General features: G+C 61.5%; 20 protein-coding genes. 13 read left to right on the top strand and 7 right to left on the bottom strand.

Annotated features, from left to right (window positions below):
- Position 1: 1 nt before the first annotated feature.
- Together FGL95_RS20765 and FGL95_RS20760 are read right to left on the bottom strand one after the other, a co-directional pair.
- The gene (locus FGL95_RS20765) at positions 2–682 is read right to left on the bottom strand and encodes a DUF8020 domain-containing protein (RefSeq protein WP_169590332.1); all 681 of its coding nucleotides are present in this window, start codon (positions 680–682) and stop codon (positions 2–4) included.
- 114 nt (positions 683–796) lie between these two features.
- Complete coding sequence (locus tag FGL95_RS20760; protein WP_240963175.1) at positions 797–1,513, bottom strand: DUF8020 domain-containing protein; 717 nt, start codon at positions 1,511–1,513, stop codon at positions 797–799.
- 166 nt (positions 1,514–1,679) lie between these two features.
- Here FGL95_RS20760 and FGL95_RS20755 point away from each other — a divergent pair, with 166 nt between their 5' ends.
- From FGL95_RS20755 to FGL95_RS20740, 4 genes are all read left to right on the top strand, one after another.
- Complete coding sequence (locus tag FGL95_RS20755) at positions 1,680–2,933, top strand: serine hydrolase domain-containing protein (protein WP_169590330.1); 1,254 nt, start codon at positions 1,680–1,682, stop codon at positions 2,931–2,933.
- A 28-nt stretch (positions 2,934–2,961) separates the two neighbouring features.
- Positions 2,962–3,555, top strand: a complete 594-nt coding sequence (locus FGL95_RS20750; protein ID WP_169590328.1) for a thioredoxin family protein — start codon at positions 2,962–2,964, stop codon at positions 3,553–3,555.
- A 69-nt stretch (positions 3,556–3,624) separates the two neighbouring features.
- Positions 3,625–3,996, top strand: a complete 372-nt coding sequence (locus tag FGL95_RS20745; RefSeq protein WP_169590326.1) for a TM2 domain-containing protein — start codon at positions 3,625–3,627, stop codon at positions 3,994–3,996.
- Between the two features lie 2 nt (positions 3,997–3,998).
- Positions 3,999–4,412: a DUF2752 domain-containing protein gene (locus tag FGL95_RS20740; RefSeq protein ID WP_169590324.1), complete on the top strand. Its 414-nt coding sequence runs from the start codon at positions 3,999–4,001 to the stop codon at positions 4,410–4,412.
- Positions 4,413–4,416: 4 nt separating this feature from the next.
- Here FGL95_RS20740 and FGL95_RS20735 read toward each other — a convergent pair whose 3' ends face one another.
- From FGL95_RS20735 to FGL95_RS20720, 4 genes are all read right to left on the bottom strand, one after another.
- Positions 4,417–4,617 carry a hypothetical protein gene (locus tag FGL95_RS20735; protein WP_169590322.1) on the bottom strand — a complete coding sequence of 67 codons (201 nt, stop codon included), beginning with the start codon at positions 4,615–4,617 and terminating at the stop codon, positions 4,417–4,419.
- A complete protein-coding gene (locus FGL95_RS20730) occupies positions 4,614–5,027 on the bottom strand; it encodes a hypothetical protein (protein WP_169590320.1) in 414 nt (137 codons plus the stop codon). Before FGL95_RS20730 ends, FGL95_RS20735 begins: the two co-directional genes overlap by 4 nt.
- A 96-nt stretch (positions 5,028–5,123) precedes the next feature.
- Entirely contained in the window at positions 5,124–5,447 is a 324-nt protein-coding gene (locus FGL95_RS20725) for a hypothetical protein (RefSeq protein WP_169590318.1), read from the bottom strand.
- 102 nt (positions 5,448–5,549) lie between these two features.
- Positions 5,550–6,515, bottom strand: coding sequence for a DUF2637 domain-containing protein (locus tag FGL95_RS20720; protein ID WP_169590316.1), 966 nt, complete (start codon positions 6,513–6,515; stop codon positions 5,550–5,552).
- A gap of 170 nt (positions 6,516–6,685) precedes the next feature.
- Here FGL95_RS20720 and FGL95_RS20715 point away from each other — a divergent pair, with 170 nt between their 5' ends.
- The 9 genes from FGL95_RS20715 to FGL95_RS20675 are packed head-to-tail and all read left to right on the top strand — an operon-like array spanning position 6,686 to position 15,074.
- A complete protein-coding gene (locus tag FGL95_RS20715; protein WP_169590314.1) occupies positions 6,686–7,567 on the top strand; it encodes an MlaE family ABC transporter permease in 882 nt (293 codons plus the stop codon).
- A complete protein-coding gene (locus FGL95_RS20710; RefSeq protein WP_169590312.1) occupies positions 7,567–8,424 on the top strand; it encodes an MlaE family ABC transporter permease in 858 nt (285 codons plus the stop codon). The genes FGL95_RS20715 and FGL95_RS20710 overlap by 1 nt, the downstream gene beginning before the upstream one ends.
- Before the next feature lie 3 nt (positions 8,425–8,427).
- On the top strand, positions 8,428–9,456 hold the full coding sequence (locus FGL95_RS20705) for an MlaD family protein (protein ID WP_169590310.1): 1,029 nt from the start codon (positions 8,428–8,430) through the stop codon (positions 9,454–9,456).
- A complete protein-coding gene (locus FGL95_RS20700; protein WP_169590308.1) occupies positions 9,456–10,463 on the top strand; it encodes an MlaD family protein in 1,008 nt (335 codons plus the stop codon). Before FGL95_RS20705 ends, FGL95_RS20700 begins: the two co-directional genes overlap by 1 nt.
- Positions 10,460–11,464, top strand: a complete 1,005-nt coding sequence (locus FGL95_RS20695; protein ID WP_169590306.1) for an MlaD family protein — start codon at positions 10,460–10,462, stop codon at positions 11,462–11,464. Before FGL95_RS20700 ends, FGL95_RS20695 begins: the two co-directional genes overlap by 4 nt.
- Positions 11,465–11,466: 2 nt before the next feature.
- A complete protein-coding gene (locus FGL95_RS20690) occupies positions 11,467–12,489 on the top strand; it encodes an MCE family protein (protein ID WP_169590304.1) in 1,023 nt (340 codons plus the stop codon).
- On the top strand, positions 12,486–13,517 hold the full coding sequence (locus FGL95_RS20685) for an MlaD family protein (protein ID WP_169590302.1): 1,032 nt from the start codon (positions 12,486–12,488) through the stop codon (positions 13,515–13,517). The genes FGL95_RS20690 and FGL95_RS20685 overlap by 4 nt, the downstream gene beginning before the upstream one ends.
- On the top strand, positions 13,514–14,458 hold the full coding sequence (locus FGL95_RS20680) for an MlaD family protein (protein WP_169590300.1): 945 nt from the start codon (positions 13,514–13,516) through the stop codon (positions 14,456–14,458). The genes FGL95_RS20685 and FGL95_RS20680 overlap by 4 nt, the downstream gene beginning before the upstream one ends.
- Before the next feature lie 34 nt (positions 14,459–14,492).
- Complete coding sequence (locus FGL95_RS20675; protein WP_169590298.1) at positions 14,493–15,074, top strand: hypothetical protein; 582 nt, start codon at positions 14,493–14,495, stop codon at positions 15,072–15,074.
- On the opposite strand, the gene FGL95_RS20670 is transcribed toward FGL95_RS20675, so the two are convergent.
- On the bottom strand, positions 15,067–15,651 hold the full coding sequence (locus FGL95_RS20670) for an SRPBCC family protein (RefSeq protein ID WP_169590296.1): 585 nt from the start codon (positions 15,649–15,651) through the stop codon (positions 15,067–15,069). The genes FGL95_RS20675 and FGL95_RS20670 overlap by 8 nt on opposite strands.
- Positions 15,652–15,660: the final 9 nt, after the last annotated feature.

Genomic DNA, 15,660 nt, shown 5'->3' with positions numbered 1-15,660 from the left:
CCTACCTCGGCTCCGCGTAGTTCCATTTCGTCGTGCCGTCCGGGGCGATCAGGGTTTGGATCAGATCGACTCCCGCGATCGCGAGCGTCGGACCGCCGACAGCGACGGTTCCGATGATCGCGCCGACGGCCGCGCCGGACGCGATGATCGGCAGCGTCGTGATGACGCACTGCAGAAACGGCGGTGTGGCGCACACAGCGCCGGCAACGACGAGGCCGACCAGACCACCGAGTAGTCCGCCGACCGCCGTGCCGGTGAAGCCACCGATAGCGGTCGCCATTCCGAACTGAGTCGAGAATGCCGACTGCGCACGCGAATTCTCGATGAGCGACGCAACAGGTGTGACGCCCGCTCGTGCCTTGGTGAGGTTGCGGTCCGGGGTCAGCTTCAAGGTGTGGCCGTCCGCCGACACGTCGTGCAAAAGCGGAAATTCGAACCCAGCTGCGGTGTAGGTCAGCGGCAAGTTCATGACCGTTCGGCCTGCCGAGTCGTTCAGATCGACAGTGCGACCATCAGGTTTGAGGACGAAGGCGCCTCTGTCGATGGTCGTCACGACAGTCTCGCCGACCAGTGTGGTCCGGTAGCCGATGTCGCGGGGAGTGTCCGCGTGCACGGGCCCGACGCCCAGTCCGATCGCCACTGCGGCAATCGCCGCAAGCGCGGGGAGGGTGGTTCGCGTCATGGACACTCCTTTGAGACCCTGTGTGACCTGCGTAATCGTGCCGTGCGGGGCTGATGTTACGCATGGGGACAAAGAGTCGGGAGCGAACTTATGGGATTGATATCGACCCGTGTGCTAACGCGGCACGACGTAGTTCCACTTCGTCGTCCCTGGCGGTGCGACGAGGGTGGAAATTAGGTCGATTCCAGCAATAGCAAGCGTTGGTCCGCCCGCTATGAGGGTCCCGACAATTGCACCGACGGCAGCGCTGGCAGCGATGATGGGGAGGCCAGTAACGATGCACGTGAAAGCCAACCCGCAGGAGGTCAAAGCAATCACTACACCGACGACGGCACCGACCGCGGTCCCGATGAACCCACCGACCGCCGTCGCGATACCGAACTGCGTTATGAACGCATCCTGCGCGCGCTGATTCTCGAGCAGCGATGCGACGGGTTTGACGGCTGGTCGTGCCTTGGTGATGTCGGGGTCTGGGGTCATTTTGAGCGTCCGGTTGTCACTCGACACCTCGTGGAGCAGCGGATATTCCAGCGGCCCGACCGTGTAGTAGAGCGGAAGATTGACGACCGTACGACCGAGATCGTCGTCGAGGTCGACCGTCCTACCATCGGGCGCGACGTCGAACGAGCCTGAATCTATCGTCGTCACGACGGTCTTCCCGTCGACGAGTGTCGTCTCGTACCCGATATCCGGCGCCGCTTGGTCTGCGTGCGCGGTGCCGACCCCGATACCCATCGCCGTGATGAGGGCTGCCGCGAGCACGGTGCCCCCATGACGTCGAAGCCTTCTCCTCGGACCGATCTTGCCTTTGGCCTGCGAATTTTCTGTCATAGCTACTCCTTGCAAGCTCCACGAACGACGACCCGCATCGATTGTTGCGTGTTCGTTGCCACAAGACCACGACCTAACGAAATTTGAAGCTTGCGTCGTTTTTCAAGAGGGCCGAATTCCCACAAACAGGAGGCATCCGCCTCTTGCGGGGTGCAGCATTTCAGGCATGAGGAATGCGCAGCGACTCGTGGTTCTGGCGTGTTCGGTGAGCCTCTTGGCCTCGTGTGCATCCGACGATGGGTCGAAGACGCAGTCGCCCTCCGCGGGCGTGACGACGATCGAATCATCGGATCCCGCGAAGGCTGACGCGGTGTTGAAGCTCGTGCGCGACTCCATGGCGGCGGCGCATCTGAAATCGGTGATTCTTCGGGTGACCATCGACGGGAAAGAGATAGTCACCCAAGCACTCGGCGATTCGATGACGGGTGTTCCCGCGACGACAGACATGCATTTCCGCAACGGCGCGGTGGCTATCTCCTATGTGTCGACGGTTCTGCTGCAACTGGTCGACGAGAAGAAGGTGAGTCTGGACGACAAAGTGTCGAAATGGTTGCCGGACCTACCGAACGCTGACCGCGTAACCCTCGGCCAACTTGCCCACATGACATCGGGCTACGTCGATTACGTCCTCGGCAATCCAGAGTTCGCCGCTGCCATCTACGCAGACCCGTTCAAGAATTGGACGACCGACGAACTGTTGGGCTTCGCGGTCAACAAGCCGCTGTTCTACGACCCTGGGACGAACTGGAACTACGCACACACCAACTACGTCATTCTCGGGTTGGCGTTGGAGAAGATCACCGGAAAGCCGATGGCAACCTTGATCAAGGAAAAGGTCCTCGATCCGCTCGGCTTGAACAACACGGTGGCGAACCAAACGGCAGTCATTCCTGAGCCAGTCCTTCATGCGTTCACGTCGGAGTGGCGTGAGTACTTGAAGGTTGCGCCGGGGACGCGGTTCTACGAGGAGTCCACCTTTTTCAATCCGTCGTGGACGATCACGAATGGCGCCGTCGAGACCACGAACATCTTCGACCTCCACGATTCCGCGGTGGCCATCGGTTCCGGCAAGCTTCTCTCGCCGGAGTCGTACAAGGCGATGGTGTCGCCCGAACTGCGCGGTAAGACGACTGCGCTACCCGGCTGCCCGACCTGTGCCCCGCAGGACGAGGCCTACACCTATGGACTGGGCATCGTCATCGTCGGCAACTGGCTGATGCAGAATCCGCTCTTCTTCGGCTATTCGTCGTTCATGGGATACCTCCCGTCGCGCAAGATCGCCATCGCCGTATCGGTTACTTACGCCGAGGACGGCTTCACCGAGCGCGGTGACTATCGAAACGAGGCAGACGCACTCGGTCGCGCGATCGGTGCGCTACTCGCTCCCGACGACGCGCCCGCGCCGCTGCCGAAGAAGTAAGCCGTACCGACTGAACTAATGTGCGGGCATGGTTTCGGTCAATTCGACAATGCTCGAGCTCGGATCGCATGCGGTGGATTTCTCGCTCTCCGATCCACACGGAAAAGTCTGGTCGTTCGGTGACGTTGCTGGTCCGCGCGGCACGCTCGTCGCGTTCGTCTGCAATCACTGCCCTTACGTGCGCCATCTCGCGACCAGTATCGCGACCGCCACCGCGGACTGGATCGAGGCAGGGATCGGCGTCGTGGCAATCAACAGCAACGACACCGACAAGTACCCGGACGACGCGCCAGACAAGATGGCGGCCCAAGCGGCGGAATGGGGTTGGCGTTTTCCGTATGTCTCCGACTCCGACCAGTCGGTCGCAAAGGCCTATCGCGCGGCGTGCACGCCAGATTTCTACCTCTTCGACGCCGACCAGGTGCTGGTCTATCGCGGACGGTTCGACGATTCGACACCGCGGAACGATCGCCCGATCACCGGTGCCGATCTCGGTGGCGCGGTGACTGCCCTGCTCGGCGGCGCATCCATCGCTGCCGATCAACTTCCGAGCATCGGTTGCAATATCAAGTGGCGCAGCGGTAACGAACCGGAGTGGTTCAGTTTGCTTCGGCCGCGGTAGGGAGTGACCGCTTTGTCCGAATATCTTGGGTGAGCGTTCGACCTGCCAAAACCTGATTCTTCTGGCATCATGCTCGCCGTGAGCTACCCACAGAATCCTTCGCCCGAATACAACCCCGGTGGTCAGCAGCCGTACGGTCAGCAGCCACCCCAGTACGGACAGCCGCCGGCGCAATACGGTGGTGCCCCCGACCCGCAGGCACCCTACGGTCGTAATCCGGTCACCGGTGAGCCGTTGTCCGACAAGCAGAAACTGGTTGCGGGCCTGCTGCAGCTGTTTCTCGGCGGCTTCGGCGTCGGTCGCTTCTACCTCGGTTACACCGGAATTGGCATCGCCCAACTCCTGACCTGCGGCGGCCTCGGCATCTGGGCGCTCATCGATGCGATCTTGATCCTCGTGGGCAAGGTGCCCGACGCACAGGGTCGCCCGCTACGCGATTAGTCGTGCCGGCTGCACTGTCACGACGCCGGAAGCTGTTGGTGCTTGTCGGCGTCGTGGCCATGGCACTCGGTGGCTGTCTCTATCTTTGGGCCGTCGACCCGCACAATCCGACGGCTGTGATGCCCACCTGCCCGACCAAGTTTCTCACTCATCTCGACTGTCCCGGTTGCGGCGGGCTCCGGGCGACGCACGCGCTTCTGCACGGCGATCTTCGCTTGGCCCTCCGGGACAACGCGTTCCTTGTACTACTGTCGCCCATCATGCTGTGGCTGCTCACACGCGCAGCCCAGGGTTACGTCACCGACCGCCCCACTCGCGTTCCGACGCGACTGGCGGGCACTATTTTGGTCGTCGGAGTTGCCTGGGCCATCGTCCGCAATCTGCCGAACTGGCCGTGGAAGCCGATCTCTGCCTGACGTGTCAGTGGTGTCGTCGAAACAACGCCACCCCGGCGGTCGCCAACGCGTCGAGGTAAGGCGCTGCTTCGGAGCGCCACCGGTCTTTCGCGCTGTCGCCGATTTCGTTCCAGGGCTTCGCCGCGCCCACCATGTTGATACTTCGTTCCCGCATCGTCGCTGCGACGATGTCGAGGGCAGCATCGTGGACCGATGGCGCGGTCATCGGTCCGACCCCGACGCGAACAGGTCCGCAGTAGCACCGAGTTCGCGACCCACTCGCTGCGTATAGGCGTGCAAGTGATCGGTCAAGATCGACGCCGCTATGCCCGAGAACTCGAATGCGACGCCTCGGCGCTCGGTGTCGTCGATCATCACCGCAGCGAGGCTGCCTGCCGTGGCCGGGTCCATCGGGTAGACGACCGGTGCGCCGACGTGGCCGAACTCCTCGCCGCGGGTCCGGGTGATGTCGAGGCCGTACTCGCGCAACATGCCGTGAATAGTGTTGAGCGCCTTGGTTGCAACGTCACAGATCGGAGTTGTCGCCCCTGGCAACGGGGTGAGAACGAGATAGATCGCGACTGGATGTTGGCGGCTCGGAGAAGAATCTATGACGGCCGAATCTAGCGTCTGCATGATGACCTCACTCCCGAAAGTGCCCACCCAGTGTGACACATTCGTTATCTTCTCGCTATCAAAACGAGACAGAATTATCGGGAGTTGGACATCTGACTACTTCGGCGTGAAGATGCCGCCCAGGTCGGCCTTTTTGATTGGAGCGTCCGCGTTGGCCTGGACGGAGCAGAGCAGGCCCACCGCGACGATCGACGCGTCGACCGCCGTGCCTGCAGGCTCGCTGTCGCTGTTGCTGTTCTCCTTCAGGAACTTCGTGATCGTGACGCGCTGCTTGTCTTGGTCTTGTTTGACGAATTCGCTGCAGGGGGTGTCGCCGCCCTTGTTCACAGCTTCCTTGACTTCGGAGCACCCTGTGAGACACAGGACCGCGATTGCGCTCGTCGCGATGGCGAACTTTGCTGGTATGCCGTTGACATTCATCTGTATCTCCTCGTTTGCCTTGCAATCGGTATACCCAAATGCATACGGGTTCAACGGGGCACGCGAGGGCTTATGCGAAACACGCCGACTAGCGGACTGCGGTCAGCACGCCCGCCGCGGGGTCCTTGCGGGGGCGGCTGGGCCGGGGCGCCATATCCAAGTGCGCCCCGCGGGTTGCGGACGAAGGACCGACGCCGCGGCGTCGAGCACGCGACCGACCGTCGAGTGGTGCAGTGCGAGCTCGCGGGCGATTTGCGTCTTCGACATGTCGTGCGCGTACCGCAACTGCAGGATCTTCGTGACCTCCGCGACCGGGCGTGTGGTGAGTTGATCCCGCTCTAGTTGGGCGGCCACTCGATCCCAGGTGTCGTCGGTGATGTGGTGCTTGCCGGGTTCGTCGACGACGGACGGCACTTGTTCGGTAACCGGTTGTGGCGCTTGCTCTTCGGGCTCACCTATGAGCTCGACTTCGACGGTACGGACCTGGTCGACGACTGTGATCACGTCTTTGGTTGAGGTCACTTCGACCGCAGGCGTCTCGACTTTCAGCTTCGAAAGCACAGCGATTCCATGCGTTGCGGCCAGCAATGAGATGGGCGCGGCGGTCGCGATCGCAGCGGCAAGCATCGGCGGCAGGTCGGCGGTCGCCGCGACGACGGCGTGCACGGCATTGGAGGCAACGCTGACCAGCGCGGAGACCCCGAGCACGGCCCAGAAGAACCGGCGTCCGCGACGTTGCTGCTCGTACGGCGCAAGGGCGACGACCGAGATCGTGGCTTGCAAGATCGTGCCGTCGACGACGACCGGCCAGAGCCACGACAGTTGGTGTGGCAACCCTGCCATCGTCGCGAGGTCCCACAGCACCGAGAACGACAAAACGAAACTTGCCATGGCTATCACAATCGTGATGGCGACTGCGGCCACCAATGCGCCCCGAAGTACCGCGGGCGGGGGAGTGCCGGGGCGATCGATGGCTGTGTCGTCAGGTCCGGTCAACGGTCTGTCCTCCGGTGTGGGCTTTCGGGGCAGTGTGAAAACTGCAACGCCGCAATCGTTCTCGCTCGCCATTTCCGAACGATGACGACACGCCGGACCGTCCCGCGACGCGCCGACGACACGCCGACACGGGTGGGTTAAGGCTCCGGCCGCGCGCGCACCAAGGCGCGGGAGCAAGATTTACATTTGCCGAATGAGATATCAGTCTGTTAAATTCAGCGACCTGACCTGCCAACTCCAATGTGGGAGAAGTCGAGCACTTGAACGCAACGACGTCGAGCGAGACGGTCGAGACACGACAGCGAACGGGATCACTTGTCGAGCGATTCGTCGAGTACGCATTGACCCTGTCGCTCACCGGATTGCGAACATTCGGGCGTTCACTGCAACTGGCCACATCTTCGATTCGCTACCTGGTGGTCGACGTCGTTCGGCTACGCCATCCGTGGCGAGAGACCGTCGTGCAGTGCTGGTTCATTGCCACGGTGACGGCAATACCGGCAGTACTCGTGTCAGTCCCGTTCGGCGTCATCGTCTCCGTTCAGGTCGGCAGTCTCACCCAGCAGGTCGGGGCATCCTCGGTCGCAGGTGCAGCTGGCGGACTCGGCGTCATTCGGCAGGGAGCGCCGATCGTGGCGGCATTGCTGCTGGGAGGCGCCGCCGGGTCGGCGGTCGCCGCAGATCTCGGTGCGCGGACCGTCCGTGAGGAAATCGAAGCGCTCCGCACGATGGGAATCGATCCCAGCCGCAGGCTCGTTGCGCCGAGGCTCGCGGCGATGGCCATCCTGGCACCGCTGCTCTGCATGCTGATCATCTTCATGGGTTTGTCCGCGGGCTACTTCATCAACGTCGTCTTCCAGGGCGGTACGCCGGGCAGCTATATCTCGTCCTTCTCGTCGTTCGCGTCCCTGACCGATCTGTATGTGGCCCTCGCCAAGTCGATGATCTTCGGGGTCATCGTCATCGTCGTGGCCTGTCAGCGCGGGTTGGAAGCCAAAGGCGGACCGAAAGGCGTTGCGGACGCGGTGAATGCGTCGGTCGTCATCGGGGTCGTGGCCGCGTTCGGTGTAAACCTCGTTTTGACCCAACTGGTTTCGATGTTCCTCCCGACCAAGGTCGGCTGATGGTTGCGTCGGAACATGATCCTTTGGCCATCCGAAGGGTCCGCGACATCGGCACCAAGCCTTTAGCGCTGTTCGACAATCTCGGTCATCAATTCACTTTTGCCTACTTGGTGCTGCGCGCAGTGCCGCACACGCTGAAGCACTATCGCCGACAGATGATGCTGACTTTGACCGATATCACGTGGGGGAGCGGGTCCATCATCGTCGGCGGCGGCACGGTCGCTGTGCTGGCCTTCCTCGGGGTGGCGGTCGGTGGATCGATTGGTGTGGAGGGTTTCAACGCCCTCGACATGGTTGGGATGGGGCCGCTCACCGGCTTCGTCTCCGCATACGCGAACACGCGCGAGTTCGCACCGATGGTGGCGGCCATCGGATTCGCTGCGCAGGCCGGCTGTCGAATGACCGCTGAGATCGGCGCCATGCGCATATCGGAAGAGATCGATGCGCTGGAGGCGAGCGGGATTCACCCGATTCCGTTCGTTGTCACGACGCGCGTCGTCGCCGGACTGATCACCATCATTCCCCTCTATCTGCTGACCCTCATCGTCAGCTATCTATCGTGCGTATTCGTCGTGAACGTGTTGCACGGCCAATCGGCCGGAACCTATTACCACTATTTCGATGCCTTCATTAGATCAACGGACGTAGTTGCTTCCGTCGTCAAGGCGTCGATTTTCGTTGTCGTGATTATCTTGGTCCATGGGTACCAAGGTTTTTACACGACCGGTGGTCCGGAGGGTTTGGGTCGATCATCGGGACGCGCAATCAGAGCGAGTTTGATTCTTGTTGTCATCATCGACATGATTCTCACGATAATCTTCTGGGGTTTCGACTCCGGCATCAAGATTTCCGGATAAGCGATGCCCCTATTCCAAGATCTATCCGGACGAGCGGCGAGTACGCGCGCACTTCGAATTCGTGGAGCTGTCGCCGCCGTCGCACTGCTGTTGGTCTCCGGCCTGTTGTTCTCCTACTCGAAAGGTTACTTTCGAGACGACTTCGAATTGAAGATCGATGCCGCCACACTCGGCGAAGGTCTCGCCGCCGGTGCCGAGGTGAAGTTTCGGGGCCTGGGCATCGGCACAGTCACCAAGATCGAGACACTCGGCTACGGGCACCAGCTGCTGGATCTCGCGATCGACCGCAATCAGGCGAGCGCGCTCACCGACAATGTCTCGGCCAGGTTCACGTCGTCGAATGTGTTCGGGAGCACGGCAATCGAGCTTGTCAATACCGGCGGCGGGGCGCCGCTGCGCGAGGGGAAGACCCTGATCATCGGGGAGAACAGCACCAACGCGACCGTCACCGGAGTGCTCAGGCGTGCCTCCCAACTCACCGCACTGTTCGACTCGGACTCGGCACGAGCGCTGCTCGATACGCTCGCCTCGAACGCCCAAGCAATCGGTCCGATCCTGACGTCGTTCTTCGATACGGCATCGTTGATCGCGGACAACCAGCAGCGGCCACTCGCCGACCTCATTCAGGCCGGAGCGTCGGTTCTCGATGGCGCGTCGGACGTCACGGAGCCGACGATTGCTCTTGTTCAGGGGATTTTGGACAGCGCCGACTATCTTGCCGATCCTGCAACCAAGGACAAGGTCAGGCGCGCGATTTCCGGTCTCGACAAGGAACTGGTCAAGAAAGTCGGCGACTTGCTCAGCGTGAACAACGCAAACCTCGCCACCGTTATCGATGCAGCATTGGACGTTGCTGTGCCAATATTTGCTTCCGCTGCGACCATTGCGCCTACCTACAACAAGCTCGGCACGCTACTCGACCGAGTCAAGGGCGCATTTCCTGTTGTCGATGGGAACGTGCAGTTGCAATTGGACATAATTCTCACCGACATGCCGTACTTGCTCGATTCGCTGCCGGCAGGAGCGCGGTAATGGCGGCGTGGCGCGGCGCAGCGGTCCGCTTCTGTGTCTTTCTCTTGGTGATCGCGGGTTGCACCTACGTCATCGTCACCGCTCTGCGTTCTCCCGTGCAGGGGACCGCGCACAGTTACAGCGCCGTCTTTTCGGATGTGTCCGGTCTGTTCGTCGGAAACGACGTTCGAATTGCGGGCGTTCCGGTTGGCAAGGTCACCGCCATCGATCTCGAGGACCCGTACGCCAAGGTGACCTTTACGGTCGTCGATTCGCAGCCCGTGTACTCCAACACTCGAGCGGCCGTGCTGTACCAAGACCTCGTCGGTCAGCGCTATGTCGGGCTGGCAAACCCCGCGCCGCTCGGCTCGGTAGTGGCAGTGGGGACCGAGATTCCCGTCGATCGAACGACTGCCTCGTTCGACGTGACGAAACTGTTCAACGGATTCGGGCCCCTGTTCGACACTTTGGATCCGTCGGCACTGAATTTGTTCGCGCAGAACATGTTGCGAGTCGTCCAAGGTGACCCGTCCGGCATTGCTCCCGCGCTCACCGACATCGAAAAGCTGAGCACATTCGCCAAGGACCGAGAGGGACTGATCGTCGTGCTCATCGACAACCTCGGTGCGATATCGGATCAAATCGGCGGGAAATCACAACAGGTCGGCGACTTGATCCACCAACTCGAGGGAGTGTTGTCGAAGTTCACGTCGCAAATCGGCGGAATCGTCGACGCGGTGAAACAAGCGAATCGTGCGCTGGTGCCTGGGATGTCGCTCCTCGAAGAAGCGCAAGCCGTTTACGACGACAACTATCTGCCGATCGATGGCTTGCTCCGCCGACTACTGCCGCAGACGGGCCAGATCGTGGATGTGTTGACCTTGTTGCCCGGCTTGCTCGTTGCGCTGAACCAGGGCCTTACCGCTGGCGGACCGGGCACGCAATACACCTGTAGTGCAGGCAATGTCGATGTCCCAGGAATCGGAAACGTGGTCCTCGGCAATCAGCGGCTGGTGGTGTGCAGATGAAGCTGCGGTGGCGGTCGCGCGACGAGCACACGCAGAACCGAACGCAGTTACTGCTCGGTGTCGTCGGTGTGTTCGCATGCGTCGTTGGCCTGCTCGCAGCGGCGGCACTCTTCGTCTTTCCGCTCGGGCAGCACAGCTACACCGCCGAACTCCGGTCGTCGGGTGGAGCACGCGCCGGTGACGAGGTCAGGGTGGCAGGCATCAAGGTCGGCAAGGTCACCTCGGTCTCCTTACACGGCAATCGCGTGTACCTCGAGTTCGCCGTGGATGACGATGTGCACGTTGGCGACATGGCCGCCGTCGAGATCAAGTTGCTGACCCCGATCGGCGGGCGCTACATAGCATTGACGACCGCGGGCGACGAAGCGCTGGGTGAGCGGCACATTCCCGCGGAGCGGACTGCGCTACCTTTCGAGATCGGCGACGTCCTCGAAAAGGGGACGCCCGTTCTCCAACAGGTGGACGCAGCGACGCTGCGGGCGACGGTCGACGAAGTGAATCGTGCGATCAGTGGGCAGCCCGACGCAATTCGGCAATTGCTCGACAACGCCACGTCGTTGACGGACATCGTTGCGAAACGATCGGACCAGCTCCAGAAGGGTCTCGACATCTCCGACGAATACCTGGCCGCCGTCGACAGCGACAAAGCCCAATTGGCGCAGGTCTTTCGAGAACTCGGTGTCGTGACCGTCGAGCTCGGGCAGCGCCGAGTCGAAGTAGTCCAGGTCTTCAACCTGCTGCGCAGACTGTTCGCCTTCATTCATCGGCCGGTGCTGGCCTACGCCGAGGGAATCGAACCGTCGGTCGACCAGGTCGAGCAGCTGTTCAACAAGCTCGTTGCCGACCAAGCCGGGATCGACTCGGTGATCACCCAATTGCAGGGATTCATTCACAAGCTCAGCGACGCAATAGGACTCGGCAACGGTGTGACGATCGACCAGTCGCACGCCGTCATTCCAGGGCCTGCGTTCTGTATTCCGACACCGGGCAAGGGGTGCTAGCGATGTCGAACTCGAAGCGAGTAATCACGACGGTGGGTGCGGCAATCGTCGTGGTCATTGTTGCGATCGCCGCTGTAGTGGCAGGTAGAGCTGCCTACCGGCACGTGGCCCCGGCTGTCGCGATGTGTGCCGAGCTGTCCGACACGATCGGACTCTATGTCGGAAACAACGTGTCACTTCTCGGGATCGACATCGGTGCGGTGGATGCCATCACCCCGCTCGGCGACCGAATGCGCGTCGACTTCCACATCGACGCCGACATCGCCGTCCCCGCCGATGTGGGCGCGGTGACCGTCGCCAGTTCTATAGTCACCGATCGTCGGCTCGAGCTGACGCAGGCATATACCGACGGACCGAAATACGATACTTCCCACTGTATTCCGTTGGAGCGGACCCGAACGCCCAAAGGGATCAGCGAAGCGTTCGACGCGATCGACACGCTCGCGTCGGACCTGCTCGGCGGCCATGGTGAGCCGATGGGCGACTCCGCGAGCGCTGCGGTTCTCGGTGAGACCGTCGACACGGCCGCTCGAGTGCTGGAAGGCACCGGGCCGCAGATCAATCAGGCGATCAAGCAAGCGTCGGCGATGATCGGGGACCCGGCTTCACGCGACTCGGTGATGCGGCGAATGATCGACAACGTCGATTCTCTGACCAGTATGTTCGTGACGAACTTCGCCGACTTCCAGACGACCCTCGACAACATCACCGAGACGATGAAAACAGTCGAGGGATTTGCCCGCGAATTCGCGACAGCTGTCGACATCGCGGTCGACTTTCTCCCCGTCATTGTCCGGAACTTCCGGAAGTATCAGAACCAAGTGTTCGGTCTGCTCGACCAGGCAGTGCCGATCACCCATGCGATTCTGAGTCGCGCAGGCGACATCAAAGACATTCTCGATCAGTTACCCAAGGTGACGGGTGGGTTGTCGGCCCTACTCAACCCCGGCCTCGGTGCTGCGCAACTGACCTACCGGGCACCGAGCCTCTTCACGCTCCTGCTCGGATCGGCAGGATCTCGATGAACCGGGCGGTGTGGCTTCGATCGATTGTTGGACTCGCAGCTGTCGCACTCGTAGCCGGTTGCAGCGCCGATCCGACGGACATCCCGATTCCCGGCACTTATGTTGCGGGGGAGAAGTATTCGGTCTCGATTGAATTTGCCAGCGTGCTTCAGCTGCCGGCGAAGGCCAAAGTTGTCGTCGATGGTGTCGGTGTCGGCGTGCTGACCGGAGTCGAATTGAAGAATCAGCTCGCGGTGGCAACGATCGACCTGCAGAGCCAGGTTCAGCTGCCTGTCGACACCACGGCTGAGCTGCGACAATCCACGATCCTCGGTGATATCTACATCTCTTTGCAACCGCCGAAGAACAGTCCAGGCCCATTCCTCGCCGACGGCGATGTCATTCCAGAGCGGCAGACCATTCCGGCCAACAACGTCGAGAATGTTCTGCGTAGTCTCTCGACTCTGGTGACCGGAAGTTCGTTCGCCACACTGACCGATCTTGTGAATACCGCGAACCGGGCATTTCCTGATGCGGCCGAATTCGAGCGCATACGTAAAGCTGGAGTAACAGCGCTGCACGATCTCAGCGCGAACACCGACGCGCTCGACCGCATACTCGACACAGCTGCGACGATCTCGAATACGTTGGTCGCCAACCGGTCCGACGTCGACCGCGTCCTCGCTGACGGGCCCGCGCGTTTCGGTGCGGTGGCAGAGGTCTCTCTCGACATCGTCGACCTGATTCTCGATATCGGGTACCTGACCCGCCATGTCGGTGACCTCCTCGTCCCGATCGAGGGGGACCTCCACGACATCATCTCGGTGGCAACTCCATTGTTGCGGGCGGTATCTCGGGCCGACATCACCGTACGAGAGAATGTCGACAGCGCGATCGGACTGTTTCGCGACAGACTGATCCCATTCCTGAACGCCGGTTCACCGAACGTCCGCATTCACTGGATCGATCCCGGTAACGGTCGCCAGGACAGCACTCAGTACGTCGACAACCTCATCGCTACGCTTCGATCGATCGGAATGCTTCGGTGAAGATTCCCGCGTCGGTTTCCCTTGCGCTGCTTGCGGTCACGACGGTGGTCGAGGTCGGCTACCTGACCGTCGGCGTTCTCGATATCGACCCCCGCAAGGACTACAACGAGGTGACCGTCGAGCTCACCACCTCGGGCGGTCTGATGGATACGTCGCAAGTCTTGCTGCGGGGACTGAAAGTCGGCAAAGTCGCCGCTATCGCGGTCACCGAGCACGGGCTCGCCGCCACGTTGAAACTCGATGCCGCCTACGACATCCCGCTGGACAGCGAAGTACGGATTGCGAATCTGTCGGCGGCGGGTGAGCAGTACCTCGAGTTCAGGCCGGTCAGCGCATCAGGGCCGTTCGTCACAGACGGCACGGTCATCCCGTCGAGTCAGGTGAAGAGCACGGTGACCGTGAGCGACGTGCTGTCGAAGGTGAACGCGCTGACCGAGCAGATCAAACCTGATGCGCTGCAGAGCATCGTCGACGCACTGACACAGGGAATTGCAGACGCGGGGCCCGAGATTGCCAATGTCGCGAATGCGGGACTGTTGATCGCCCAGACCCTGAAGGACAAGCGCGACGAGATCGTTCGCATCTACGTCAACGCCCAGACTCTCGGTGCGAACGTCGCAGGCTACGGACCCGTGCTGACCGAGTTGTCCAGCGACATCGTGAATGCCACGCCGGAGCTGCTGCATTTCCTTCGGGCCCTGAAGCCGTACGCCGACGTCAGCGACGGCGTCTGGCAAGAACCTATCGGCCACGTCGTCGACAAGCTGAACGAATACATCACGACCCTGTCACCCGACCTCGCGTTCATCGCGACGGTGGTCAAGCCCGCGACAGCGCAACTTCGGCCGCTGCGGCTCGATCTGGGATCGCTGATGGAGATCCTGTTGCGGGCCTTTCCCGCCGACGGACCGGCCCGAGTTGCCGTCTCGATTCCCAAGTGAGCCAACAAGTGTCGATGAGAAGGCAGGAAAGAATATGACAACCGACGATGATCCAGAAGTGACCACAGCGCGCTGGCGGCGCTTCGTCGTTCCAGGTTTGGCCGCAGTGGCCATCGGGGGCGCTGCCGCCACATGCGTCCTGGGCGTGAAGCTTTCGGCAGCGAGCGACAAAGCCGACCAGCTTGCCGTCCTGCAGGCCGACGCGGCAGACAAGAGCAAAGCGATCGAGGTCGCGCGGGGCTATGTGACGCGGTCACTGACCTACAACTACAACAACGTCGATCCGTTTCTTGCTGCCGTGCAGGAGGGTGCGGCCGACCAACTTGCGACCAAGTGGAAGTCGGTGTCCGATGTGGTGCGCCAAGTCATCATTCAGGCGCAGGTCGTGTCATCGGGGGAGTCGGTCCGCGAGGCCGTGGAGAACGGTGACGACGGCTCGTTCAAGGTGACGGTCTTCGCCACGCAGAAGGTCCAGAACATTCAGCAGCCCGAGCCCGCCACGATGCCGATCCTTCTCAATGTTTCGGTGATCAAGAAGGACGGAACGTTTCTCGTGTCGGACTTCGGGCCGCAGGACGGTGGCAACGCGCTGATCGGTACTCCGGCTCCTAAGTGAGCCGGCCTACGCCTTTGATGCTGCGCTTCATGAACGGTCGGACGAACGGCGTTGTGAGGCGCAGCGGTAGGAACCCGACGAATTTGGGTGATCCGGCAACAGTCCAGGTGAGCAAGCTGCCGCCGTTCGATGTCGGCGTGATGACGTACTCCTGGATGCCTGCGTCGAGTCCGTAGAGCGAAGCGCCGGTCACCGAGAACGCGATCCGCTTACCTTCCTCGAACGCGATGATTTGTTCTTGTAGCGCCAGGAAAGTGCCGAGGATTGCGCGACGCGAGCCTACCGATTGTTGATCATCAAGGTACGCAACACCTTTCATGAACGGTAGCCAGGAGTACGCGCGTTCGTGGAGCAAAGCCTTCCACAGCCGTTCCGGTGAGTCGGGAAATGCGACTTGGCTCGTCACCGAGAACGACGCCAAGGTGTCGACGAACATTCCTAGGTGGGCTTGCGTCACCGGTTTCACGCGGAACCGGGCGGAGGACCTCGGCCCGCCGGATGCCAAAACGTAGGCGAGCACCGGTGCGGCGATGACGCCGAAAGCGGCCAGAACGGTCGCGACAAGCAAGACTTTCATCAGCATTTT

The organism is Antrihabitans stalactiti (assembly GCF_012932915.1).
Taxonomy (GTDB): domain Bacteria; phylum Actinomycetota; class Actinomycetes; order Mycobacteriales; family Mycobacteriaceae; genus Antrihabitans; species Antrihabitans stalactiti.
Note: the sequence above shows the minus strand (reverse complement) of the source record. Positions and strands in the feature narration are given on the sequence as shown.